Here is a 22,397-nt window from a genome sequence, read left to right as displayed (position 1 = left end):
TGACGCAAACTTCGTGGCAATTGCTAATCGTCTCGGTTGCCCCCGGCGCCGAGACGGAATGGCATTCCGCCCGGCGCCCTTGGGGGCTACCTCGATCAAAGCCGCTCGATCTTGCGCGCGGCTTCGTCCAGGATGTCGGCCACGGCAAGGGCGGTTTCGTTGTCGAATTCGCCGGCCGCCACGCGCTGGCGCAGGGCCAGGGCAAGGTTGGCAAAGGCACGCCGCACCGGCGGGCTGGCTTCGCGCGCACCGGCCTGGGCCAGGCTCGTCAGGCGATCGACGATCACCTTGAGTTCCGCAGCCTTGCCGGCCAGTTCCTCGCGTCCGGCAGCCGTGGCGGTGAACGCCTTGCGCGTGCCTTCGCCGGCGGCTTCAGCAATCAGGCCTTCGTCCACCAGCAGGGCCAGGGTGGGATAGACCACGCCCGGGCTGGGCGCATATTGCCCGCCGGTCAGGTCTTCCACGGCCTTGATCAGTTCATAGCCATGGCGGTCCTGCTCGGCCACCAGGCTGAGGACCAGGAGCCGCAGTTCACCCGTGGCGAACATCCGGCCCCGGCCACCGCGGCCACCGCCGCGCCCGCCCCGGCCACCGCCGAACGGACCGCCGCCAAAGGGTCCGCCGCCGAAAGGCCCGCCCGCAAAGGGACCGCCTTCATCATCGAACCGGCCGGCAAACTTGCTGGCAAGGCGTTCGCCAAAATTGCCGCCGCCGCAGCGGCCGCCATGGCGCCCGCCACGGCCTTCACCGCGCCAGCCGCCGAACATGCCCCATTCGGGGCGGTTGCTATCAAATCGCATCGATATTCCTTTCATCACGATGCAGCTAAGATATATCTTAACTGCATCTCTGCAAGCCCCCTCACAAAATTTTTCGAGAAATTTTCTGCGCGGCCCCCTATCTCGGTGAAAGATGGCCGATCTGTTTGCCCCCACTCCGCAGGAAACCCCGCGCCCGCAGCCGCTGGAACATGGCCCGCTGGCCGATCGGCTGCGCCCGGCCGCGCTCGACCAGGTGATCGGCCAGGGCCACCTTACCGGCCCGGATGGCGCGATCGGCCGCATGGTGGCGGCGGGCAAGCTGTCCTCGATGATCCTGTGGGGGCCGCCCGGCACGGGCAAGACCTCGATCGCGCGGCTGCTGGCCGATGCGGTAGGCATGCGCTTCATCGCGATCAGCGCGATCTTTTCCGGCGTCGCCGATCTCAAGAAACTGTTTGCCGAGGCAGAGGCGATGGCGCTCACCGGCCGGCGCACGCTGTTGTTTGTGGACGAGATCCATCGCTTCAACCGCGCCCAGCAGGATGGCTTCCTGCCCGTGGTGGAAAACGGCACGATCACGCTGGTCGGTGCCACCACCGAAAACCCCAGCTTCGCGCTCAACGCCGCGCTGCTCAGCCGCGCGCAAGTGTTGATCCTCCACCGTCTCGATGCGGCAGCGCTGGGCGAATTGCTGCGCCGGGCCGAGGAAGAGACCGGCCTGGCCCTGCCGCTCACCCCGCCTGCGCGCGAGGCGCTGATCGCATCGGCCGATGGCGACGGGCGCTTCCTGCTCAACCAGGTGGAAACGCTGCTCGATGTCGATCTGCCTGCGCCGCTCGATCCCGAAGGCCTGGGCAAGTTCCTGATGCGGCGCGTGGCGGTCTATGACAAGGACCGCGACGGGCATTACAACCTCATTTCCGCCCTGCACAAATCTCTGCGCGGGTCCGATCCGCAGGCCGCGCTCTATTGGATGGCGCGGATGCTGGTGGCTGGCGAGGAACCGCTTTACGTGCTGCGCCGCCTGGTGCGCTTTGCCAGCGAGGATATCGGCCTGGCCGATCCCCAGGCGCTTGTGCAGTGTCTGGCCGCCAAGGATGCCTATGAGTTTCTCGGCTCGCCCGAAGGCGAACTGGCGATCGTGCAGGCCTGCCTCTATTGCGCCACCGCGCCCAAATCCAACGCCGCCTATGCCGCGATGAAGGCGGCGTGGAAATCCGCGCGCGAAACCGGCTCGCTCAGCCCGCCTGCGCACATTCTCAACGCGCCGACCAAGCTGATGAAGGACATCGGTTATGGCAAGGGCTATGCCTATGACCACGATGCGCAGGATGGCTTTTCCGGCGCGGACTATTGGCCCGAAGAAATGCGCGCCCAGGATTTCTACCGCCCGGTGGAGCGCGGGTTCGAGCGCGAGATCGCCAAGCGACTGGATTGGTGGGAGCGCAAGCGGCGCGAGCGCCGGGCCGAGGTGGGCCAAACGGAAGAATGAACCGCTTTGCCCATTTCGTGGCGATCGACTGGTCGGGCGCGGCCGGCGAGCGGCACAAGGGCATCGCGCTGGCGCAGTGCGCGCGCGGCCAGGAAGCCCCCATGCTGGTGCGCCCCGGCCACCGCTGGTCGCGCGGCGAAGTGCTCGACTGGCTGCTACATCACCTGCCGCCCGACAGCCTGGTGGGCATGGACCTGGGCCAGTCATTGCCCTTTGCCGATTGCGGCGCGTTCTTTCCCGGCTGGCCGGAAAGCCCGCCCGACGCCCGCGCGCTGTGGTCCATGGTCGATCGCCTCTGCGCCGATGAACCCCACCTGGGCGTCAACGCCTTCGTCGATGCCGCCGAGCCTTCCCGCCATTTCCGCCGCCACGGCGGCCGCTGCGGCGATCTGTTTCCCGCCGGGCGCGGCCGCCTGCGCCAGACCGAGCGCGCGCAGGAAGCGATGGGCTGCAAGCCCACCAGCAATTTCAACCTCGTCGGCGCAGCGCAGGTGGGCAAGTCGAGCCTCTCGGGCATGCGCCTGCTGCACCGGCTGGAGAGAAACCTTGCCGTCTGGCCGATCGATCCCCTGCCCAAACGCGGCAGCGTGGTCTGCGAAATCTATACCACCATCGCCGCCATGGCCGCCGGCCGCCCCGCCAGCCGCTCGAAAATCCGCGATGGCGCCGCGCTCGATCTGGCGCTCGAAGCCCTGCGCAGTACGCCCGCGCGCCAAGCCGGCCCGATCGACGACCACCAGAGCGACGCCCTGATCACCGCCGCGTGGCTGCGCCAGGTCGCCCACGATCCCGCGCTGTGGCATCCGGCCGGGCTGACCCCGGAAATTGCCCGCACCGAGGGCTGGACGTTCGGGGCCACTTGAGGCTATGCGCATGGCCCAGCGCCGGCTTAGCTCAGTTGGTAGAGCACCTGATTTGTAATCAGGGGGCCACGGGTTCGAATCCTGTAGCCGGCACCATTCCCCCCTTTCCATGCCAGCGCCTTTGCATCCTGCCAGGCAAATGTGGGCCCAAGAAATTTGGGATGGACGCCCGGCGCGCCTTGTGGTGATCCAGACGGCATGTCGGCCCCGGAACGCCCACCTGCCGCGCTGGCGACGCTCAGCGACAAGGAGCTGGAGATCCTGCGCCTGCTGACGGCGGGGCACACGATCAAGTCCATCGCCGCGCTGCTGGGCCGCAGCGAAGCCTCGATCAACGAGCGGCTGCGCGAGGCGCGGCGCAAGACCGGGGTGGGCAGCAGCCGCGAGCTGGCGCGGCTGGTGGATGCGCACAAGGATTCCGCGCGCCCCGGCGCACCACAGGAAAATCGGGACGATTTTCCTGATCTTCCGGCGCCGGGCCATCCGGCGCACGACGATGCGGCTGCCCCAGCGACGGGGCGCGCTTCGTCGAAAGGAATGCTTGCCATGCTTCTTGCCCTGACCGTTGCCGCTGCCGGCCTGCTGGCGGCCACCGTGGATCGCGCCGGCCCGGCCGCTTCATCCCCCCTGCCCACCGCATCTTCCCTGCAACACGAGCGGGCCTTGGCCGCCGCCACGCCGCGTGCCCTGCCGCTGGCCGGGCGCTGGTCGCTCGACGTGGCGCGCATTCCGGCGGACGAACGACCCCGCCAGGTCACCATGGCATTCCACCCTGCGGGCGAGCAGACCTGGACCACCGTGGTGGATATCGTGACACCCGATGGCAGCACCCAGCATGCGGAATCGACGGCCGCGCTCGATGGCGTGCCGGTGCCGATCCACGGCAACATGGCTTTCATCGACAGCGTCTCGCTGCGCCAGCCCGCGCCCAACACCCTGGTGATGACTCTGGGCAAGAACGGCACGCCGGTTTCCACCCGTGTCTATGCCGTGGCCAAGGACGGCCGGACGATGACCGAAACCATCGTCTGGGCCGGCACCGCGATGCCCCGGCTGGAAACCACCACGTTCCATCGCCTAGACTGACGCGCTTGCCACACTGCAACGCCGGCGGAAAGGTCAGCCGCGCGCCGCCGTGGGCAGCCAGGGCATGAGCCGCGCGCGCAGCAAGGGGCCATCGTCCTGCGCCAGCACGGGCGCCAGGTCTGCCGCCAGTTCGCGGGCGCGCCGGGCCATGGCCTGGTCATGCCAGGCGGCGTGCAAGGTGGAGATGATCGCTTCGGCCGGGGCATGGCGCGGGGCAATCACGCGCGCGGCCCCGGTTTCGGCGAGCCGCCGGGCGACATGGAGCTGTTCGAGATGCTGGGGAATGCACACTTGCGGCAGGCCCGCGCCCAGCCCCATGCACACCGTGCCATGCTGCCCGCTGTTGAGCATCAGCCTCGCCGAAGCGGCAATGGTGGCCACCGGCACCGGCCCATCGGCCACCTCTGCGCCCGCCGCGCGCAATTGCGCCACGATGGCCGGATCGGCGCCGGGCAGATAGCACAGCAGCGGCAGGCCACAGCCGACCAGCGCCTCTACCAGCCCGGCATGGGCCAGTTCGGTGGTGGAAAGATAGCAGAACACCCGCGTGCCCGCACCGGCCGCGCCCGGCGGCACATAGCTGGCCACCGGCGGCAGATAGGCAGCGGCATCGCGCAGCGCGGCATAGGGATCGAGGAACGGCAACGAGCGCACGATGGCGCCCGATCCCGCATAGATTTCCGGCAAGTGGTGCAGGCGCGGCAAACCCAGCGGGCCAAGCGCTGCGTTCACCGTGGCAACCATTGCCGCCTCGTCGGCCTCGCGCGCGGCATAATCGGGCAGGAACACCGGGAACTGGTGCAGGCCGGGCGGCGGAATGCCGTATCCCGTGCCGATCGCAAGCGCCGAAATGCCCGCAATGCGCGCCGCCAACAGCGCGCAGGGGGCATAGTCGCCCACCACCAGGTCGATGGCGCGGCGCGCCAGGGTATCGAGCCACCAGGCCACGTTGGCTTTCAGGCGCGCGCCATCACCAAGCCCGCAATCATGGAGATAATCGGCCCAGGTGGCATTGGGCGGCGCCCCCCGCGCCGCCCGCCCCGCCCGGTCATAGGGCAGCGCCACGCCGGGGAACACCTGCGTGCACCACGGCGCGATTTCCGCCGCGTGGGTCATCCACCCCAGCGCGGCATCGCACTGCGCCACGCCGGCCATGGCCCGCGCCACGCGCCCCAGCGTGACGACGTGGCCGCGCCCGGCACCCCCTTCCCATGCCAGGAGAATGCGCGGGCTCATCCCCGCCACGCTGCGCCCGCGCGCTTCACTGCTCGCAATAGCCCCCGCAGGTGCCGCATCCCCCGCCATTGTCGGGCGGCGGCAGCGGATCGAGCAACTGGCTGCGGCTGTTGCCCGGCGCGAACAGGTCTTCGACCAGGCGGTTTTCCAGCAGCCCGTTGTTCACCGTGCCCCCGCCAAAGCGCACCCGCAATCCGCCCAGCACGCCGCGATAATCGCCTTCGCCCAGGCGCCCCTCGAACACCAGCGCCACATGGCGGCCCAGGCCCACTTGCGCGCCCAGCGCGGCGGCATGGCGCCCACCGATATAGCGGTGGCCCGCCGCGACGGCGAAACGATCGCCGGGGGCATAGCGCAGATCGGCAATGCTGAAGAACCGGCCATCGTGCCCATAGCGGTCATAGACCCTGTCTGTGGAAGTGGTGGCCACCAGCATCTGGGCACTGCCGATCCTTTCATAGCCGGCAATCGCGGCCAGGGTGAACGGCCCGCGCGCCAAGCGTGCTTCCGCCCCGATCCGCCCCGCGCTGGTGGTGCGGCCACGATGGAACGAGACGGCCGAGCCATAGACGCCGAGATAGCCCCCTTCGCCCAGCCGCGCGCCCAAGTGCGCCCCGCCACCGAACTGCCCTTCACCGGCATGGCTGAAGACCACGCCATCGCCCTGAAGCAGCCAGGCATCACCCCGCACCTGCACGCTGGGCAGCGCACCGCCAGAAAAACCGTTGCGATCGGGATTGCCACTGCGGTCGCGCACGGCGCCGGCCAGCAGATCGGCACCCACCAGCACTTCACGCGCCCTGGCCGCCGTAGCAGCCCCGCTGGCCGATGTGACGATGGCCACGGCCAAGGCCGCATGCCCGATGGATCGTTGCATGACGATAAATCCCCCACGTTGCGAAAATCCGCGCCAGGGCCCGTTCAGCCCGGCACCGGGGGCCACCACCATCCGGCTCCGTGCCCCTGTTCCCGTGGGTTATCGCAACATTACGCAACCAACATCCATCATCTGTTTAGGTCGTCCCCGCGCGGCAGAACGGCGCGGGAAAACCGGTGCGCCAAGTTGCACAGCGCGCTGAAACCGGCGGTGCCAGTCTTGGCATAGACATTGTGGAGATGGGTGCGCACGGTGGCCCGGCCCATGCCCAGCGCCGCGCTGAGCCCCGCCGCATCGCCATGGTCGAGCATGGCGCGCAGCACGCGCTGTTCGGTGGGAGTCAACTGATAGAGCGTGGCGATGGCGTCGTAAGCGATGGCGTGGGGCCGCTCCACTTCGGAAACGTGCAGGGCATGGGCGGGCCGATCGGGCAAGGCCAGATCGCCGAACGGATCATTGCCAAGCGCCTGCGGTTCGCACAGCAAGTGCTGCATGGTGCCGTCCTCGTCCACCAGCGTTACCACCAGCGGCTGGCCATCGGCCACGGCGGTGGCCAGCGCGCGGCCATGGGTGGAAGCGCGCAAGGGCTGGCCCACGCGCAGGCCCAGCATCGCGGCCACGCGCGGATCGGCATCGGCCACGTCGAGCGTCCTGCTCAGCAGCACGATGTGCGCGCGGCTCGATTGCGCGATCTGCCGGTGCGCCTCGGCCACGTTGGCGGCGGCGATCAACTGGCTCTGGATCAGCACCGCGCGGCGCAGATGCGGCACCAGGGGCCGCATCGCCGCCACCTCTTCCGATCCAAAGCGCGGCCGCGGCGCACGGCGCATGAACGCCACGATGCCGTGCACGGTCGGCTGCTTGATCAGGTTGCAGGCCATGTTGTCCACAATGCCCTGCGGCGCGATGTAGCCGGTGTAGAAATAGCTCGCCCGGATATCGGGATCGTCCAGCTTTTCGGCCACGGTGCCCAGCATGCCTTCGTGCTGCGCGGCCAGCACCGGGCGCAGGATGTCATGGTGGACGAATTCCTCCACATAGCGCTGCTGCCAGTGCGGATCATCGCCCCAATGCGCGCGGAAATGGGCGGACTTGCGGGTATCGTGCCAGGCGATGAACGCGCTGTCGGCCCCAACCAGTTCCGCCAATCTTTCCAGCATCGTACCACAGTGCGCGGCATCGAACGCGGCCTCGTAAATATCGTCGATCAACACCGGGTGTCCCCTTCCCCGCCGTGGTCGCTCCGCCCCGCCGTGTGAATCCGGCATGGTCCGTTGCAGCAAAAATCGCGCGATTTCCCCCGAATGCCACAACAGTACCGCGCAATTTGCCGGTGGCAACGGCCCGTCCCGACAAATGCCGCGGCTTTGGCCCCATACCTCGGGCCTCTTGACGCCCCGCCCCCCACGCGCGAGGCAGGGGGCATGAACCAGCCCCCCTCGATGCTTCATGATGGATTTCTGCTGCTTGGCTTTGCCATGGTCTTTGTGCTGGCGTTTCGCCGCGCCGGGCTGGGGGCCACGCTGGGCTATCTCGTGGCGGGCGCGGTGGTGGGGCCGCAAGTGCTGGGCCTGGTGGGCGAGGCGGAGCAGAAGCTGGGCATTGCCGAACTGGGCATCACGTTGCTGCTGTTCCTGGTGGGCCTGGAACTGAACCCCACGCGCCTGTGGCGGATGAAGCGCGACATTCTGGGCCTGGGCCTGTTGCAGGTGGTGCTGTGCGGCGCGGCGATCGCCGCGGTGATCAACTTCGGCACCGATTTCAGCCTGACAGCGGCGATTGCCCTGGGCCTGCCGCTGGCGCTGTCGTCCACCGCGCAGGTGCTGCCGATGCTCCAGGCCTCGGGCCGGCTGCGCACCCCGTTTGGCGAGCGCACTTTTGCCATCCTGCTGTTCCAGGACCTGTCGATCATCCCGATGATCACCCTGATCGCGGCATTGAGCCGCAACCCGGCCGAAGCCAATGGCCCGCCGGGATGGCAGCTCGCGCTCTACACCGTGCTGGCCATCGCCGGCCTGATCCTGGCCGGACGCTATCTCATCCGGCCGCTGTTCCGCCTGATCGGCAACCTGGGCGAGCGCGAGATGTTCGTGGTCGCCGCGCTGTTCACCGTCATGGCTTCGGCCGCGGTGATGGAGGCGCTCGGGCTTTCGACGGCGCTGGGCGCGTTCATCGCCGGGGTCATGCTGGCCGACAGCCCCTATCGCCACGAACTGGAAGCCGATGTGGAGCCGTTCCGCTCCATCCTGCTCGGCCTGTTCTTCCTGGCCGTGGGCATGATGCTCGATCTTCATGCCATTGCCGAACGCCCGCTGTTCGTGATGGGCATGGCGCTGGCGCTGGTGGCGGTGAAGACCGGGGTGATCATGGGCATTGGCCTGGCATTCCGCATGGCCTGGCGCGGGGCGCTGGCGCTGGGCCTGCTGTTGAGCCAGGGCGGCGAATTCGGCTTCGTGCTGTTTGCCCAGGCGCAGCACGCGCAACTGATCGCGCCCGAGGCCGCCAGCCTGTTCGGCGCCATCGTCACGCTGTCGATGGCCACCACGCCTTTCCTGATGGCCCTGACCAAGCCGCTGCGCGCCGATCCGCGTGCTGTGAAAAGCGAGCGCCAGGGACCGACCGGCGACGCGGCCAATGCGCTGATCGTGGGCTATGGCCGCTTTGGCCAGACCGTGGCGCAGATGCTCAACGCCAGTGGGCTGACGGTCACGCTGATCGACACCGACGTGGAAATGATCGACATCGCCGGCGGCTTTGGCGCAAAGGTCTATTTCGGCGACGGCACCCGGCTCGACCTGCTGCGCCAGGCCGGGGCCGATGAAGCCGCGCTGATCCTGTTCTGCATGGATGGGGACCAGATGGATGCCGCGGCGCTGGAAGCCGTACAGCATGCCTTCCCCCAGGCGGCAATCTTCGTGCGCGCATTCGATCGGCGCGCCGTGGTGCGCCTGCGCGGCTCCCCGGCCAAGTGGGTGATTCGCGAAGTGATGGAATCGGCAGTAAAAATGGCTCGCCTGGCACTGGCCGAAACCGGGGTGAGCGAGGAAATCATCACCCGCGCCGAAGACATGTACCGCGCGCGCGACAAGGAACGGCTGACTCTCCAGATCGAAGGGGGCGACATGCGCGCCGCGCGCGACCGCATCATCACCGAGCCGCAAGCCCAGGAAAGCTGATCGTCAGGAGACCCGGCGCGGCACGAAGGGATAAGTGCGCCGCGCGATCACTTCCTGGACCGCGCGGTGCGCTTCCAGCATCGCGGCATCGGTATGCGGGCTGGCCGCAGCATCGCTGTTGGCAATACTGACCAGGCCGAACGGCTGGCGCGCGATCACGCAAGGGCGCGTGGGGCTTTCGGAATAGACCCACTCCACCGGATCGGTGATCGAGTTGTAGGTATAGGCATAGCCGTGCGGCCAGCGATTGACAGTGATCGCGGCAATGTCGCGCCGTGAGTCAAAGCCGCCGGGGCCGAGCAAACGCACCAGTTGCGCACGGGTCTCACGCTCGAAATCGGCAAAGCTGAGCGCGAGCAGGTCTGCCCGGCCCAGGCGATGCTGGTCCTGACGGGGCAAGCCCGGGCGTGTCATGTATTTCGCCAGGTGCAGCACCACCGGTTCATCGGGATTGGCGGCATGCTTCAATCCGCCCAGGCTCACCGCCTCGGTCAGGCCCACGTCCTGGTGGAACATGGTCGGCGTGGTAAAGCGCGACACGCCCAGCCTGGCCATGGCGCGCCAGTTGGTCAGCGCGACGCTGGTGTAAACCAGCGGGCCTTTCACCGCGTAATGCAGTGCGGCTTTCTGCGCCTCGGGCAATTCGGGCATCAGGTAGGGGATCATCATGTTCCAGCTGGCCAGGATCACCGCCGCGCCGCGCACCTGGCGCAAGGTGCCCCCGGCCATGTAGCGCACCGCCACTTCGCCGGCCCTCGCCGGATCGCCCAGGTGCGCCACGTTGACGACGATGCTGGACAGGCGAATGCGCGTGGGCTGGCCGTGCCGGTCCAGCGCGGCATAGTCGAACACCGCGGTGCCCATGTCTTCCTGCGTGCGCGCGGTGGTGCTGGCGGGCACCAGGCGGCTGACCAGCAAGCGCGCAACCGTGGCGTTGCCATCGGGAAAGTGCACCGAAAGATCGCCTTCGCGCTGCCGCCCGTGCTGGCCGCCGGGCAGATCGGCAAAAAGCTGATCCGGCACCGCGCCCAGGCCCATGCCGGAAAAGCCGGGATAGCCCTGGACCCAGGCGTAGAGCGCCGGAGTGGCATCCGATCCCACGCAGAAGCTGGCGCAGCCCATCTGGCTGAAAAACCATTCGGCCTGCGGGTCCAGCCCCACTTTCTCGATCAGGAACTGCCGGAACGAATGGCGCGCCAGCCAATCGAGCTTGGCCGCGCGGTCCATGCCAGGCAGGTAATCGGGCTGGTCTGTTGCCAGCAACCGGGTAAGGCCCGCCTTGGCCGCAGCAGAAAGCGGCGCCGCCGCCACCGTGGCCGCATCCGGGCCGTGCCAGCCACTTGCGGCCGATGGCACCACGCGATCGGCCCCGAAGGTTTCCTTGTCGAACCCCCAGGCGTGCTTGAGGCCCAGTTTCTGGTAGAGCCCCGCCTCGGCCGTGTTGGCGGCGCGAAAGCGGGCCAGATCCACGCCCAGATCGTCCAGCACGCCTTGGGCCCAGCGGTTGTAGCGCGACGGGCTTTCGATGTTGAGCGTTCCGCCGTTGACCACCAGCTGGCGGCCGTTGACGGTGAATTCGTTGCGCTTGGCATGGCCACCGAAATCATCGTGGTTGTCGAGGATCAGGACTTTCATCCCCGCCCCCATGCGCTGGTGAAAGAAGTGCGCAGCGGACAGGCCCGAAAGACCGCCACCCACGATCACCAGGTCATAGTCCTCACCGGCATCCTGCGCATCGGCCAGCTTGAGCGTGCCATCGCGCAGGGCATGGGCCGCCTCGAACGCGCCGGGGTGCGACCCGCGCATGCCGGTGCGCGCCGGGGGATAGGCCGCCAGCGGAACTTCTGCGGCGGATGCTGGCAGGCCCAGTGGCCCGACGCTCAACGCTCCAAGGCCCACGGCCACGCCATTGACGAACTGGCGGCGGCTGATCGGGCAATCCATGCCCAGCTGGCGATCGGTGTCCATGGCGCGCTCCCCTTGTGGCCGGCGCCATCCTGCAAAACGGCAGGCGGCGCGCCTAGAGTGCAAAATCGACGGCCACCGGTGCATCGGGCGCACCGGCTCAACCCTTGCGTGTCGCCTCGAACGCATTGCGGGTTTTCAGGCTGGGGTCTTCGGCCCAGGGCTGGTCGGGCCAGCGGTGGCGCGGATAGCGACCCTTCATGTCTTTCACCACATCGCGCCACGATCCGCGCCAGAACGCGGGCAGATCGGCCGTCGTCTGGATCGGCCGCCCGGCCGGCGAAGTGAGCGAGAGCAGCAGCGGGCGCGGCGGCTGGCCGATCATGGGGTGGCGGTCGAGGCCGAACAGCGCCTGCACGCGCAGTTCCACCGCCGGGCCGCCTTCGTGGCCATAATCGATCGCGTGGGTTGTGCCTGCGGGCGAGCGGAATTGCGGAGGGGCAAGGCGGTCGAGCGCCTGCCGCTCGTTCCAGTCCAGCCGGTTCTCCAGCGCTTCGTGCAGCTTGCCTGGCGACACCGCCAGATCGCGCCGCCCAGAGAGCAGCGGCGCGAGCCATGCATCCAGATCGGCGAGCAGCGCAGCTTCATCCAGCGCGGCAAGGCCGGCATAGCGCGCCCGCGTCAGCAGTGCCTGCGCCGCGCCACCCAGCGGCAGGGCGGAAAGCCCCTCGCGCCGCACCACATCGAGCAAAAGCGCCGTCATCGCTGCCGGATCGGGCACCGGATCGGGCACGCGCGCCAGCACGATGGCGCCCAGGCGCCGCTCCAGCCGCGCTTCCACCCGGCCTTCCGCGGCGTTCCATGACAGGGTGTGGCGCTGGTCCATGCGATGGGCCAGCCAGGTGGTGACATCCTCCTCATCGAGCGCAAGGGCGCTCATGATCCGCGCGCCCTTGGCCTCCCCTTGTGCCTCGCCGATCACCAGCCAGCGCGCAGTGGCCAGCGGCGAAGCCGGATCAAGGCGATAGCCCCGCCCGCCCGAAGCGAGCCACTCCTCGCCACTCGCACTGCGCGCGCGGGCGATGCGATCGGGAAAGGCTTCGGCCAAGAGCACGGCCAGCGGGGGCCGGCCGGCGTTGCGCTGGCGGCCCTCGGCAGGCTCAGCACGAACGGGGGTGGAGGGATTGTTTCTTTCCGAAAGTCCGTTCGGGCTAAGCTTGTCGAAGCTCCCCGAAGCCGCCCGCTCCGCCAGACCGGCCCAGCGCGCCGCCAACTTGCGCGAGGCTTCGGCACGGCCGCTGCGATCGCCTTGCCAACGGTCGAACCGCCGCGCCAGGTCTTCGCCGCTACCACCCAGGCCACGTTCCTGCAACAGCAGCGCCAGCCGCGCAGCGTCGCCGGCCGCGCCATGGCGCGCCGCATAGATCAGCATGTGCGCCAGTGCCGGCTCCATCGGCAGGCGCGCCATGGCCCGGCCGTGGGCAGTGATCCGCCGTTCCTCGTCCAGCGCGCCCAGCGCCTGCAAGCTGGCCTGCGCGGTGGCCATGGCAGCGGCGGGCGGCGGATCGATCCAGGCCATCGCCGCCGGATCGCCCGCGCCCCATTGCGCCAGCGTCAGTGCCAGCGGCGCCAGATCGGACGTGAGCATCTCGGGCGGATCGAACGGCGCGCGCCCGGCGTGCGCGGCTTCTTCCCACAAGCGATAGGCCACGCCCGGCCCCTGGCGCGCGGCGCGCCCGGCGCGCTGCGCGGCGGCGGCCTGGCTGGCGCGCGTGGTGACCAGGCGCGTCACCCCGGCCACTTTGTCGAACTCGGCCCGGCGCGAAAGGCCGGCATCGACCACCACGGCCACGCCATCGAGCGTGAGCGAGGTTTCGGCAATCGCCGTGGCCAGAACCACGCGCCGGCGCCCTTGCGCATCGCGGCGTATCGCGGCGCGCTGGCCGGCCGGTTCCACCTGGCCGTGCAGCGGCAGCACCAGCGCTGTGGGCAGGCGCTGCGCCAGGATATCGGCCGTGCGGTCGATGTCACGCACGCCGGGCAGGAACGCCAGGATATCACCGGTTTCCTCGGCCCAGGCCGTGGCAATGGCGTTGGCCATGGCCTGTTCGGTGCGCAGTTGCGGGTTGCTGCCCAGCCAGCGAATGCGCAAGGGATGGGCCTTGCCCGCGCTTTCGATGACCGGCGTATCGCGGCCCATCAGCGCGGCAAAGCGCGCGCCATCCAACGTGGCAGACATCACCACCACGCGCAGATCCTCGCGCAGCACGCCTTGCGCTTCCAGCGCCAAGGCCAGGCCCAGGTCGGAATCGAGATGGCGTTCGTGCGCTTCGTCGAACAGCACCGCCGAAATGCCCGAAAGCTCGGGGTCCGACAGGATCGTGGCGACGAAAATCGCCTCGGTCATCACCAGCACGCGGGTGCGCGCCGAACGCTTGCTGTCCAGGCGGGTGAGATAGCCGACCGTCTCGCCCGGCGCCTCGCCCAGCAAGTCGGCCATGCGCTCGGCCGCGGCGCGCGCCGCCACCCGGCGCGGAGACAACAGGATCACCGTGCCGCGGCACCAATCCTGCCCCAAAAGCGCCGTGGCCACCGTGGTGGTCTTGCCCGCGCCGGGCGGGGCGATCAGCACGGCATTGGGAAGAGCGGCAGGGGCCTGGCTGGCCAGCGCAGCCAGCAGATCGGGCAAGACGGCATGAATGGGCAGGTCGGTCACGCCGCTGCCTTTATCGTCTTGCCCGACGCTTGGCCATCACCGGTGCAATGGCCGTCAGGCCTCGCCCAGCCGCTTCTTGAGTTCCAGGGTTTCCACGTGTGCTTCGCGAATGCGACGGAACGGGCCGGCCATGACATACTGATAGAACGGCAGGTTCGCCGGATCGACGCCGGCCTTTTGCGCATAGAGCGCCACGATCGCATCGGAATCGGCAATGAAGCGGCCCGGCTCCACTTCCAGGGCGGGAAACGTGATCTTCTCAAGATGTGGCGCAAGCGCTGCGCGGATCGGTGCTTCGTGCTCATCACCGGGCCAGAACGCGCGCAGGTCGACAGTGTCGAACGCGCCCACCTCGCGCAACAGCGCCGCCACTTTGAGGCAGAACGGGCACGAGCGCTTGAGGTAGAGAACGGGGCGAAAGGGCGTGGCGGTCATGGCAGGCCTTTGTCACGATGGGGGAAAGGATGGGTGCACCGCCATAGCACGCCGGCCCCCGCGGCTGGCAAGGTGCGCAGCCGCCTGCGCGCGGCCAAGTGCATCCGAACTGCCCATGAGGGCCCGTGCGGTGACGGGCAAAGCGTGATACTCTTTGTTCGCAGGTGCCCCTGGGGCACGGCCCAGCCCCCAAGAGGACGCCATGTTTCTCGACCTGAAAGACCCGTGGCCGCCGGCACCACCCAACCGGCAGCCCGCTTCCGCGCCCCGCCTCACGCCGCGCCGCCAGCGCATCGTGGTGTTGATCGTGGCGGTCAACCTGCTGTTTCTGCTGATCGGCCCGCTGGCCGGATCCTCGGTGGTCGAAGGCCTGGCGCAGTTGCTGCACTAGGCCTCCTGGAATTAATAACGGCGCGCCACCGCGAATTCGGCCGCTTCGCCCATCGCCGCCTTGGCCGCACTGGCGGGGAAGCCGGCAATCGCATCGATCGCGCGCTGGGCATAATGGCGCGCACGCTCACGCGTGGCGTTGACGGCATCGTGCTTGCGGATCAGGGCGATCGCCTGGGCCAGATCGGCATCGCTGTTGCGGTTGCCGGCAATCGCATCGCGCCAGAACCCGCGCTCTTCCTCGTTGCCGCGCGCATAGGCCAGGATCACCGGCAGGGTCATCTTGCCTTCGCGGAAATCGTCGCCCTGGTCCTTGCCCATTTCCGAAGCATCGGAATCATAGTCGATGGCATCGTCGGCCAGCTGGAATGCTATGCCCAGGTTGCGGCCATAGGCATCGAGCGCCAGTTCATCGGCCTCGCCCCGCTCGGCCACCACCGCGGCGATGCGGCAGGCGGCGGCAAACAGCGCTGCCGTCTTGGCGTTGATGATGGAAAGATAGCGTTCTTCGCTGGTTTCCACCTGGCGCTGGGCCACAAGCTGGTCCACCTCGCCCTCGGCAATCACGGCCGAGGCATTGGAGAGGATGCGCAGCACTTTGAGCGAACCGTCTTCGACCATCAGTTCGAAACTGCGCGAAAACAGGAAATCGCCCACCAGCACCGTGGCCGGGTTGCCATAAATGATGTTGGCGGCCTTCTTGCCGCGCCGCATGTCCGATCCATCGACCACGTCATCGTGCAGCAGGGTGGCGGTGTGGATGAATTCCACGGCCGCTGCCAGCTTGAAATGGCGGCTGCCGCCATAGCCCAGAAGCGCCGCCCCGGCGAGCGTGAGCATCGGGCGCATGCGCTTGCCGCCACCGGCAATGAGATGCCCGGCAAGGGCCGGGATCAACGGGATGCGTGATTGCATCCGGTCGAGAATCACCGCGTTGACGCTGTTCATGTCATCGGCCACCAGCGCCATCAGCGGCGCCAGCGAGGGTTCGGCCTTGCGGGGGAGCGTATGGAGGGTAGCAGTCATCGCTGCCCGCTTGGCGTGTGGGGCACGGCTTGGCAAGTCGCAAGTTGCACGGTAGCGGCAAGCGGAGCACTTGAACGCGATCGACGAAAAGGCAAGACAGGCACATGAGCGCACCTGCCGAAGGGCAAGACCCGGTTCTGGCCGGCTATCGCCAGAGCATCGACAACATCGATGCCGCGATGATTCACATCCTGGCCGAACGCTTTCGCATTACCCAGGCGGTGGGCGCCTACAAGGCGCAAAACGCCCTTCCGGCCAGCGATCCGGGCCGCGAGGAACGCCAGATCGCGCGCCTGCGCAAGCTGGCCGAAGAAGCACGGCTGGACCCGGAATTTTCCGAAAAATTCCTGCGCTTCGTCATCGAGGAAGTGATCCGCCACCACAAGCAGGCCAAGGCGGAAGGCTGAACCACGCCGCGTGCCCTGCCCGAAAGGGTGGGCCATGCGCCACAAGCGCGGCGCCAGCGCCCTTCGACAGGCTCAGGGCGAACGGAGATGGGGTTTACCATCCCAGGGTCGGTTCGGGCTGAGCTTGTCAAAGCCCCACACGCCCGGCCCGAAACGCCGAGGCGGTCACTCGCTGAACGGCACCCCGGGCACCTGCTTGGCCGTGCGGATGGTGAGCGAGGTCTTCACGCTTGCCACGTTGGGCGCAGGCGTCAGCTTGCTGGTCAGGAATTCCTGGAAGCTCTGCAGGTCGCGGCTGACGATCTTGAGGATGAAGTCGATCTCGCCGTTTAGCATGTGGCACTCGCGCACTTCGGGCAGCGTGCGCATGTGCTCTTCAAACTGGCGCAGCGATTCTTCGGCCTGGCTCTTCAGGCTGACCAGCGCAAAGACCGTGATCGCAAAGCCCAGCTTGGCCGGGTCGAGATCGGCGTGATAGCCGCGGATCACGCCAGCCTCTTCCAGCGCGCGCACGCGGCGCAGGCAAGGCGGCGCGGTCAATCCCACGCGCTGGGCCAATTCCACGTTGGTGACGCGGCCCTCGTCCTGAAGTTCGGCCAGCAGCCGCCTGTCAATTCCGTCCAGTGTTGCCATGTTCGTGTTCGTTAGCCGCTCGATCCGCAAGATTGTGCGTCACCGCTGGCAGTGAAGCTAATATTATTAGCTCATATCGCAATTGTCCTACAATGCAACGCACCATCACAACAGCCAGCACCAAAGGCGGTGCATAGCCTGCAAAAACCCGCTCCAGGATGAACGAACCGCTTCTGCACGGCCCCCGATGCATCGCCACACTTTCTTAAAAGCCTGGGGCTTAAAGGCAGAGGGATGAGTTTCGAAACGGTCCGTAACCGGCTTGCCTCCGGCAGGGCAATGCCCCATGTGAAAAGGCCGTGCACAAGGATGTCCCGGCGAGAGCGATGCCTGCCGATCTTGATCCTCCCTTCGCGCCCGCGCCCGGCCGCCTGGCGCCAGGCGGCCGGGCGCCCGGTCTCCACATGCCCGGTCTCCAGATGATCGTGGACGATCGCCTGGAAACGGTGCTGCGCACGCGCGCCGCCGGGCCTGCTGGCATGCGCGTGCAGTTTCGCCAGCTGGCCGATCTGCTGGGCCGCGTGGACCAGGCCGCCTGGACAGAGCGGCACGACGATGGCCTCTTCCGGCTCGACTCGTTGTTCCAGGCCATTGCCGCTGCACCGGGCGGGCACGAAGGCGCCGCCGCGCTGCTTGCCGGGACGCCGCTGGCCAATCCGCGTCTGGTGGCACATTTCGCTGCCCAGGCGCCGCGCCTGGCGCTCGCCGCCATTCGCGCCGCCCGGCTTGATGAGGCAGCCTGGCTGAACCTGGTACCGCGCTTGCCGATCCATGCCCGCGGTTTCCTGCGCCACCGCCGCGATCTGGGCCCGGCAGTGGAAGCGCTGCTCGCGCGGCTGGGCATCGACGATTTCGCGCTGTCCGCACCCGAACCTGATGGCGACCACGCCGCCGCCACCGTGGCGGTCGCGCCTGAGGTCGTTGACGTGCCCCAACCGGTCGCCGCGGCGACTGAACCAGCCGCCCCGCCGGCCCCACTGCCTTCGGCAGACACGATCGACGCTGGCCCGCCGCCCGCCCCGCTGCTGTCGCCTGCCGCCAGCGAGGGCATCGGCGCCATCGTGCGTCGGATCGAAGCGTTCCGCCGCGATCGCGAAGCGCGGCCCGGCGGGCCGACCGCCATCGCCAGCCCGGCCGACCGTGCCGGCTTGGCCGCCGATCCCCACCCGCGCCTGCCCTTTGCCGATGAGCCAGCGATCGACGCGCCGCGCCCGCTGGGCATAGACCTGGCGATCGATGCGCTGGGCACCGTGGTGGCCGCCGATGCCGATTGGGCGCCCATGCTGGTGGGGCATCGCCCGTTTACCGGCCAGCCGCATGCCCCGGCCCGGCTCGATGCGCGCAGCACCCGCGCCTTTGCCGCGCGCCTTCCCATCAGTGCCGGGGTGCTGCTGATCGATGGCGCCGCAGCGGTCGCCGGCGCATGGCAGATCGATGCGGTGCCGGTGTTCGCCCAGGCCGGTGGCGCCTTTGCCGGCTATCGCGCCCGCCTGCGCCGCCCGGCGCAGGCAATGGCCGCCGCTGCCCCCGAACCGGCCCCGGTGGCCCAGGGCGCTGACCGCCTGCGCCAGACGCTGCACGAGTTGCGCACCCCGATCAACGCGATCCAGGGCTTTGCCGAAATGATCCAGCAGCAGGTGTTCGGCGCCACGCCGCACCAGTATCGCAGCCTGGCCGCCAGCATCGCGGCCGATGCCGCGCGCATGCTGGCCGGCTTTGAAGATCTGGAACGGTTGGCCCGCCTGGAAACCGGCGCGGCCGATATGCCGGTGGCCGGCGATGCCACCGATCTTGCCGCGCTGCTCGCCCGCCTGGTGGCGCAGCTCGATCCGGTGATCGGCCCGCGTGAAGTGCGGCTGCGCTGGCAGGCGCCCGCCGCCCCGGTTGCCGTGGCAGCACCGGCTGCCGAACTCGAACACGCCATGTGGCGGCTGCTGGCGGTGATCGCCAGCACCGCAGCGCCTGGCGAGCGGCTGGCGATCGCGCTCGAACCGGGGGCCACGGGCGGGGCCGTGCGGCTCGACCTGCCCTTGCCCGCCGCGCTCGCCATGCGCGATGATGCCACCCTGTTCGCCGCCGATGGCGCCAGGGCACAAGGCGGCGCGCTGGGGCCAGGTGGCATGATGGGTAACGGCTTTGCCCTGCGCCTGGCTGCGGCCGAACTGCGCGCCATGGGCGGCCAGTTGCGGCGCGAGGCGGCCCGCCTGGTCGTGCAGTTGCCCGCAGCGGGCGCGCAGGGCGATCATCCAGACGAGGGCAGCATCGCCCCGGCCCAAGCGGGCTGATCACGTTGCCTGCCCCGGTTGCGCGCGACGCCGGCGGCGCTGGCCCCGATGCGCGGATCACCTGTCCGCCGCCTGCAGCCGCGCGGGTGCGCTTTGCGCCTGATTTCGGACAGCGCTTCGTGGTCACGGTCGATACCGAGGAAGAGTTCGACTGGGCCAAGCCGTTCGAACGGACCGGCCATGGCCTGAGCCATGTACCGCGCCTGGCCAAGTTCCAGCAGTTTTGCGAGGGGTTCGGCGTCGCCCCGATCTACCTGATCGATTATCCCATCGCCAGCGACCCGGCCGTGGGCGACGCGCTGGGCCAGGCGGTGCGCGATGGCCGCGCCGAAATCGGCGTGCAGCTGCATCCCTGGGTCAATCCACCACACCAGGAAGAGCTCAACACCTTCAACAGCTTTGCCGGCAACCTGCCCCCCGCGCTGGAACGCGCCAAGCTGGTCAAGCTGCGCAATACGATTGCCGCGGCCTTTGGCGATGCGCCGCGCATCTATCGCGCCGGGCGCTATGGCGTGGGCCCGGCCACGGCGCGGATCCTGGCCGAATCGGGCATTGCCATCGATACCTCGGTGCGCACCCATTTCGATTATTCCAGCCAGGGTGGCCCCGATTTCACCGGGCTGCCGCTGCATCCCTGGTGGGTGGATCGCCAGGGCGGGTTGATGGAACTGCCGCTGACCACGGTGTTTTCGGGCCTGTTGCGCCATCAGGGGCCCTGGCTGTTCCCGCGCCTGTGGCGGGTGCCGCGCCTGCGCGGCGGGATGGCGCGCGCGGGCATGATGAATCGGGTGCCGCTGACACCCGAAGGCGTCACCGCAGCCGAAGCGGTGCGCTGCATCGACCTCGCGCTGGCCGATGGCCTGCCTGTCCTGGTGTTCTCGTTCCACAGCCCCTCGCTGCGCCCCGGCCATACCCCTTACGTGCGCGACGCGCGCCAGCTCGACCAGCTCTATGACTGGTGGCGCGTTGTCTTCACGCACCTGGCGTGCTGCGGCATCAAGCCGGCCGGCGTTCACGATATCATGCAGGCCGCGCTGATCTGACGTGTTCCAAGACACCACGCGCCAACACGCTTTCTTGCCAAGTGCGCAGCGGCGCTTTAACGGCAACTGGCGCAACGGGGGCCCGTAGCTCAGTGGTTAGAGCTGGCCGCTCATAACGGCTAGGTCGCGGGTTCAAATCCTGCCGGGCCTACCATTCCTTCCCCGTCATTGCGACAGCTGTGCGACAGCGCCCCGGCAATTGACGCAAGACCATCATCGTTCTGCAAAACCCACGTCACGCCCGCACGCTATGCCGTTCCGAACGGAGGGCGCGAGTTTTATGGGCGATGTGATCGGGATCGAAAAGCGGCAGCGCCGCCTGGCCGTGCGCCTGGCGCGCGATGCCACGGATCTGGCGGCGGTACAGCGGCTGCGCTGGCAGGTGTTTTTCGAGGAAATGGGCGCCCAGGCGCAAGGCCTGCTGGATGAAATCGATGCCGACCCCTATGATGCGCTGTGCGATCATCTGCTGGTGATCGACGAAGACCAACCCGGCACGCTGGTTGCCGATGGCCAGGTCGTGGGCACGTACCGCCTGCTGCGTGAAAGCGTGGCCCGCGCGGCCGAAGGGTTTTACAGCGCCGGCGAATTCGACCTGGCGCCGCTGCTGGCGGGCGAAGGTCGCGTGGGCGGCGAATTGCTCGAACTGGGCCGCTCGTGCGTGCTGCCCGCGTTTCGCACCAGCGCCACGATTTCCCTGCTGTGGCGCGGCATCGCCGATTACATCGCCGCGCACGATATCGGCCTGATGTTCGGCTGTGCGTCTTTCCCCGGCACCGATCCCGATGCCCACGCCCCGGCGCTGTCGCTGCTGGCGCACACGTGCCTGGCACCGGCCGGCCAGCGCCCGCGCGTGCACCACGGCGTGGCGCTGGAACGCCTGCCGCGCGGCAGCTATGACGAACGCCGCGCGATGCTGGCTCTGCCTCCGCTGATCAAGGGTTACCTGCGCTGCGGCGCACGGTTTGGCGACGGCGCGTTCATCGACCACGCATTCAACACCGTGGACGTGTGCGTGGTGCTGCCCGTGGAGCAGATCAGCCAGCGCTATGCCACCCGTTTCAGCGTGGCCGCCTGACCCCACCACGCACTTCGCGCTTGCACGAAGCGAAGGGCATACCTAAGGGCGTGCCTGTCGGGGAGTAGCGCAGCCTGGTAGCGCATCTGCTTTGGGAGCAGAGGGTCGCAGGTTCGAATCCTGTCTCCCCGACCACTTATTCATTCAATCCACGCTCTCGCAGCAAGCCGGGCACGAAACGCCGGGCCGGTATTGCGGTGATTGCTGGCCGGCGGCATCTACCGGTCGTCCGCAAGGGCCGCACAGCACGTGGCTGCCCGGTGACAGGCCATGGCCGATCGCCACGCGTTCGTCGAACACGAAGCATTCGCCTTGCCACAGGCTGTCCTGCGCCGGCACCTTTTCCAGGTAATTGAGAATGCCGCCTTTGAGGTGATAGACTTGATCCACTCCTTCGCCTTTGAGGAAAGCGGTGGATTTCTCGCAGCGGATGCCGCCGGTGCAGAACATTGCCACTTTCGGCGTGCGCCCCTGGCCCAGCAGCACCGCGCGCTCGCGGCGGAACCATTCGGGAAATTCCCGAAAGGTGCGCGTGTGCGGATCGATCGCCCCGGCAAAGGTGCCCACGGCCACTTCATAATCGTTGCGCGTGTCGATCACGATTGTGTCCGGGTCGCTGATCAGGGCGTTCCAGTCCTGGGGATCGACATAAGTGCCAACGCTCGCCAGCGGATCGATCCCTTCCACCCCCATGGTCACGATCTCGCGCTTGAGGCGCACTTTCATGCGGGCAAAGGGCATCGAGGCGGCCGTGGAATACTTCACGTCCAGCCCGTCGCAATGGGGCAGCGCGCGGACGTGGGCCACCACGGCGGCGATGCCCTCACCCGTGCCGGCGATCGTCCCGTTGATCCCCTCGCCCGCCAGCAGCAGCGTGCCCTTGACGCCTTGTTCCTGGCACATCGCCAAGAGCGGCGCACGCAAGGCCGCCGGATCGACGAATGGGGCAAACTGGTAAAGCGCGGCAACGGTAATCTGGTCCATGGCG

19 protein-coding genes and 3 tRNA genes are annotated in these 22,397 nt (G+C 68.2%); 12 read left to right on the top strand and 10 right to left on the bottom strand.

Features of this window, described 5'->3' with window-relative positions; genetic code table 11:
- Positions 1–95 precede the first annotated feature (95 nt).
- Entirely contained in the window at positions 96–800 is a 705-nt protein-coding gene (locus FHT19_RS02870; protein WP_248290241.1) for a PadR family transcriptional regulator, read from the bottom strand.
- A 112-nt stretch (positions 801–912) separates the two neighbouring features.
- On the opposite strand from FHT19_RS02870, the gene FHT19_RS02865 reads away from it, so the two are divergent.
- The 4 genes from FHT19_RS02865 (at position 913) to FHT19_RS02850 (ending at position 4,202) form a co-directional block, all read left to right on the top strand.
- Complete coding sequence (locus tag FHT19_RS02865) at positions 913–2,253, top strand: replication-associated recombination protein A (protein ID WP_168554286.1); 1,341 nt, start codon at positions 913–915, stop codon at positions 2,251–2,253.
- Complete coding sequence (locus FHT19_RS02860) at positions 2,250–3,116, top strand: hypothetical protein (protein WP_169473863.1); 867 nt, start codon at positions 2,250–2,252, stop codon at positions 3,114–3,116. Before FHT19_RS02865 ends, FHT19_RS02860 begins: the two co-directional genes overlap by 4 nt.
- A gap of 20 nt (positions 3,117–3,136) precedes the next feature.
- A tRNA-Thr gene (locus FHT19_RS02855) sits at positions 3,137–3,212 on the top strand.
- 102 nt (positions 3,213–3,314) lie between these two features.
- Complete coding sequence (locus FHT19_RS02850) at positions 3,315–4,202, top strand: helix-turn-helix transcriptional regulator (protein ID WP_169473861.1); 888 nt, start codon at positions 3,315–3,317, stop codon at positions 4,200–4,202.
- A 33-nt stretch (positions 4,203–4,235) separates the two neighbouring features.
- On the opposite strand, the gene FHT19_RS02845 is transcribed toward FHT19_RS02850, so the two are convergent.
- From FHT19_RS02845 to FHT19_RS02835, 3 genes are all read right to left on the bottom strand, one after another.
- Positions 4,236–5,438 carry a nucleotide disphospho-sugar-binding domain-containing protein gene (locus FHT19_RS02845; protein WP_169473859.1) on the bottom strand — a complete coding sequence of 401 codons (1,203 nt, stop codon included), beginning with the start codon at positions 5,436–5,438 and terminating at the stop codon, positions 4,236–4,238.
- Between the two features lie 25 nt (positions 5,439–5,463).
- Positions 5,464–6,315, bottom strand: a complete 852-nt coding sequence (locus tag FHT19_RS02840; protein ID WP_169473857.1) for a hypothetical protein — start codon at positions 6,313–6,315, stop codon at positions 5,464–5,466.
- Positions 6,316–6,443: 128 nt separating this feature from the next.
- Positions 6,444–7,526: a hypothetical protein gene (locus FHT19_RS02835; RefSeq protein ID WP_169473855.1), complete on the bottom strand. Its 1,083-nt coding sequence runs from the start codon at positions 7,524–7,526 to the stop codon at positions 6,444–6,446.
- 213 nt (positions 7,527–7,739) lie between these two features.
- Between FHT19_RS02835 and FHT19_RS02830 the strand changes: the two genes are divergently transcribed.
- A complete protein-coding gene (locus FHT19_RS02830; protein ID WP_169473853.1) occupies positions 7,740–9,491 on the top strand; it encodes a cation:proton antiporter in 1,752 nt (583 codons plus the stop codon).
- Between the two features lie 3 nt (positions 9,492–9,494).
- Here the strand turns inward: FHT19_RS02830 and FHT19_RS02825 are convergent, their stop codons facing one another.
- The 3 genes from FHT19_RS02825 to FHT19_RS02815 all read right to left on the bottom strand — a co-directional run bounded on the left by FHT19_RS02825 (position 9,495) and on the right by FHT19_RS02815 (position 14,547).
- Positions 9,495–11,459: an FAD/NAD(P)-binding protein gene (locus FHT19_RS02825; RefSeq protein ID WP_248290240.1), complete on the bottom strand. Its 1,965-nt coding sequence runs from the start codon at positions 11,457–11,459 to the stop codon at positions 9,495–9,497.
- Between the two features lie 97 nt (positions 11,460–11,556).
- Positions 11,557–14,112 carry an ATP-dependent helicase HrpB gene (gene hrpB, locus FHT19_RS02820; RefSeq protein ID WP_169473851.1) on the bottom strand — a complete coding sequence of 852 codons (2,556 nt, stop codon included), beginning with the start codon at positions 14,110–14,112 and terminating at the stop codon, positions 11,557–11,559.
- A gap of 54 nt (positions 14,113–14,166) precedes the next feature.
- Complete coding sequence (locus tag FHT19_RS02815) at positions 14,167–14,547, bottom strand: glutaredoxin (protein WP_169473850.1); 381 nt, start codon at positions 14,545–14,547, stop codon at positions 14,167–14,169.
- A gap of 202 nt (positions 14,548–14,749) precedes the next feature.
- Between FHT19_RS02815 and FHT19_RS02810 the strand changes: the two genes are divergently transcribed.
- Positions 14,750–14,938, top strand: a complete 189-nt coding sequence (locus tag FHT19_RS02810) for a hypothetical protein (protein ID WP_168554277.1) — start codon at positions 14,750–14,752, stop codon at positions 14,936–14,938.
- Positions 14,939–14,949: 11 nt separating this feature from the next.
- Here FHT19_RS02810 and FHT19_RS02805 read toward each other — a convergent pair whose 3' ends face one another.
- A complete protein-coding gene (locus tag FHT19_RS02805; protein WP_169473849.1) occupies positions 14,950–15,963 on the bottom strand; it encodes a polyprenyl synthetase family protein in 1,014 nt (337 codons plus the stop codon).
- Between the two features lie 104 nt (positions 15,964–16,067).
- On the opposite strand from FHT19_RS02805, the gene FHT19_RS02800 reads away from it, so the two are divergent.
- On the top strand, positions 16,068–16,370 hold the full coding sequence (locus FHT19_RS02800; RefSeq protein WP_168554275.1) for a chorismate mutase: 303 nt from the start codon (positions 16,068–16,070) through the stop codon (positions 16,368–16,370).
- 165 nt (positions 16,371–16,535) lie between these two features.
- Here FHT19_RS02800 and FHT19_RS02795 read toward each other — a convergent pair whose 3' ends face one another.
- A complete protein-coding gene (locus tag FHT19_RS02795) occupies positions 16,536–17,003 on the bottom strand; it encodes an Lrp/AsnC family transcriptional regulator (protein ID WP_168554274.1) in 468 nt (155 codons plus the stop codon).
- A 326-nt stretch (positions 17,004–17,329) separates the two neighbouring features.
- Between FHT19_RS02795 and FHT19_RS02790 the strand changes: the two genes are divergently transcribed.
- The 5 genes from FHT19_RS02790 (at position 17,330) to FHT19_RS02770 (ending at position 21,544) form a co-directional block, all read left to right on the top strand.
- The gene (locus FHT19_RS02790; protein ID WP_169473848.1) at positions 17,330–19,288 is read left to right on the top strand and encodes a histidine kinase dimerization/phospho-acceptor domain-containing protein; all 1,959 of its coding nucleotides are present in this window, start codon (positions 17,330–17,332) and stop codon (positions 19,286–19,288) included.
- 56 nt (positions 19,289–19,344) lie between these two features.
- Positions 19,345–20,331 carry a polysaccharide deacetylase family protein gene (locus tag FHT19_RS02785; RefSeq protein ID WP_169474892.1) on the top strand — a complete coding sequence of 329 codons (987 nt, stop codon included), beginning with the start codon at positions 19,345–19,347 and terminating at the stop codon, positions 20,329–20,331.
- Between the two features lie 78 nt (positions 20,332–20,409).
- A tRNA-Ile gene (locus FHT19_RS02780) sits at positions 20,410–20,485 on the top strand.
- A gap of 126 nt (positions 20,486–20,611) precedes the next feature.
- Positions 20,612–21,409, top strand: coding sequence for a GNAT family N-acyltransferase (locus FHT19_RS02775; protein ID WP_169473847.1), 798 nt, complete (start codon positions 20,612–20,614; stop codon positions 21,407–21,409).
- Positions 21,410–21,467: 58 nt separating this feature from the next.
- Positions 21,468–21,544, top strand: a tRNA-Pro gene (locus tag FHT19_RS02770).
- A 9-nt stretch (positions 21,545–21,553) separates the two neighbouring features.
- Here the strand turns inward: FHT19_RS02770 and FHT19_RS02765 are convergent.
- Entirely contained in the window at positions 21,554–22,393 is an 840-nt protein-coding gene (locus FHT19_RS02765) for a rhodanese-related sulfurtransferase (RefSeq protein ID WP_169473846.1), read from the bottom strand.
- Between the last annotated feature and the right edge of the window lie 4 nt (positions 22,394–22,397).

The organism is Novosphingobium sp. SG919, assembly GCF_012932495.1.
In the GTDB taxonomy this organism is placed as follows: domain Bacteria; phylum Pseudomonadota; class Alphaproteobacteria; order Sphingomonadales; family Sphingomonadaceae; genus Novosphingobium; species Novosphingobium rhizosphaerae.
This window is presented reverse-complemented; position numbering and strand designations above follow the sequence as displayed.

Bases quoted from the DNA above. Each gene is read 5' to 3' on its own strand.
- FHT19_RS02765 (WP_169473846.1), bottom strand. From the start codon at position 22,393: ATGGACCAGATTACCGTTGCCGCGCTTTACCAGTTTGCCCCATTCGTC.
- FHT19_RS02810 (WP_168554277.1), top strand. From the start codon at position 14,750: ATGTTTCTCGACCTGAAAGACCCGTGGCCGCCGGCACCACCCAACCGG.
- FHT19_RS02830 (WP_169473853.1), top strand. From the start codon at position 7,740: ATGAACCAGCCCCCCTCGATGCTTCATGATGGATTTCTGCTGCTTGGC.
- FHT19_RS02805 (WP_169473849.1), bottom strand. From the start codon at position 15,963: ATGACTGCTACCCTCCATACGCTCCCCCGCAAGGCCGAACCCTCGCTG.
- FHT19_RS02865 (WP_168554286.1), top strand. From the start codon at position 913: ATGGCCGATCTGTTTGCCCCCACTCCGCAGGAAACCCCGCGCCCGCAG.
- FHT19_RS02800 (WP_168554275.1), top strand. From the start codon at position 16,068: ATGAGCGCACCTGCCGAAGGGCAAGACCCGGTTCTGGCCGGCTATCGC.
- FHT19_RS02870 (WP_248290241.1), bottom strand. From the start codon at position 800: ATGCGATTTGATAGCAACCGCCCCGAATGGGGCATGTTCGGCGGCTGG.
- FHT19_RS02775 (WP_169473847.1), top strand. From the start codon at position 20,612: ATGGGCGATGTGATCGGGATCGAAAAGCGGCAGCGCCGCCTGGCCGTG.
- FHT19_RS02850 (WP_169473861.1), top strand. From the start codon at position 3,315: ATGTCGGCCCCGGAACGCCCACCTGCCGCGCTGGCGACGCTCAGCGAC.
- FHT19_RS02845 (WP_169473859.1), bottom strand. From the start codon at position 5,438: ATGAGCCCGCGCATTCTCCTGGCATGGGAAGGGGGTGCCGGGCGCGGC.
- FHT19_RS02815 (WP_169473850.1), bottom strand. From the start codon at position 14,547: ATGACCGCCACGCCCTTTCGCCCCGTTCTCTACCTCAAGCGCTCGTGC.
- FHT19_RS02790 (WP_169473848.1), top strand. From the start codon at position 17,330: ATGCCTGCCGATCTTGATCCTCCCTTCGCGCCCGCGCCCGGCCGCCTG.
- FHT19_RS02795 (WP_168554274.1), bottom strand. From the start codon at position 17,003: ATGGCAACACTGGACGGAATTGACAGGCGGCTGCTGGCCGAACTTCAG.
- FHT19_RS02840 (WP_169473857.1), bottom strand. From the start codon at position 6,315: ATGCAACGATCCATCGGGCATGCGGCCTTGGCCGTGGCCATCGTCACA.
- FHT19_RS02860 (WP_169473863.1), top strand. From the start codon at position 2,250: ATGAACCGCTTTGCCCATTTCGTGGCGATCGACTGGTCGGGCGCGGCC.
- FHT19_RS02825 (WP_248290240.1), bottom strand. From the start codon at position 11,459: ATGGACACCGATCGCCAGCTGGGCATGGATTGCCCGATCAGCCGCCGC.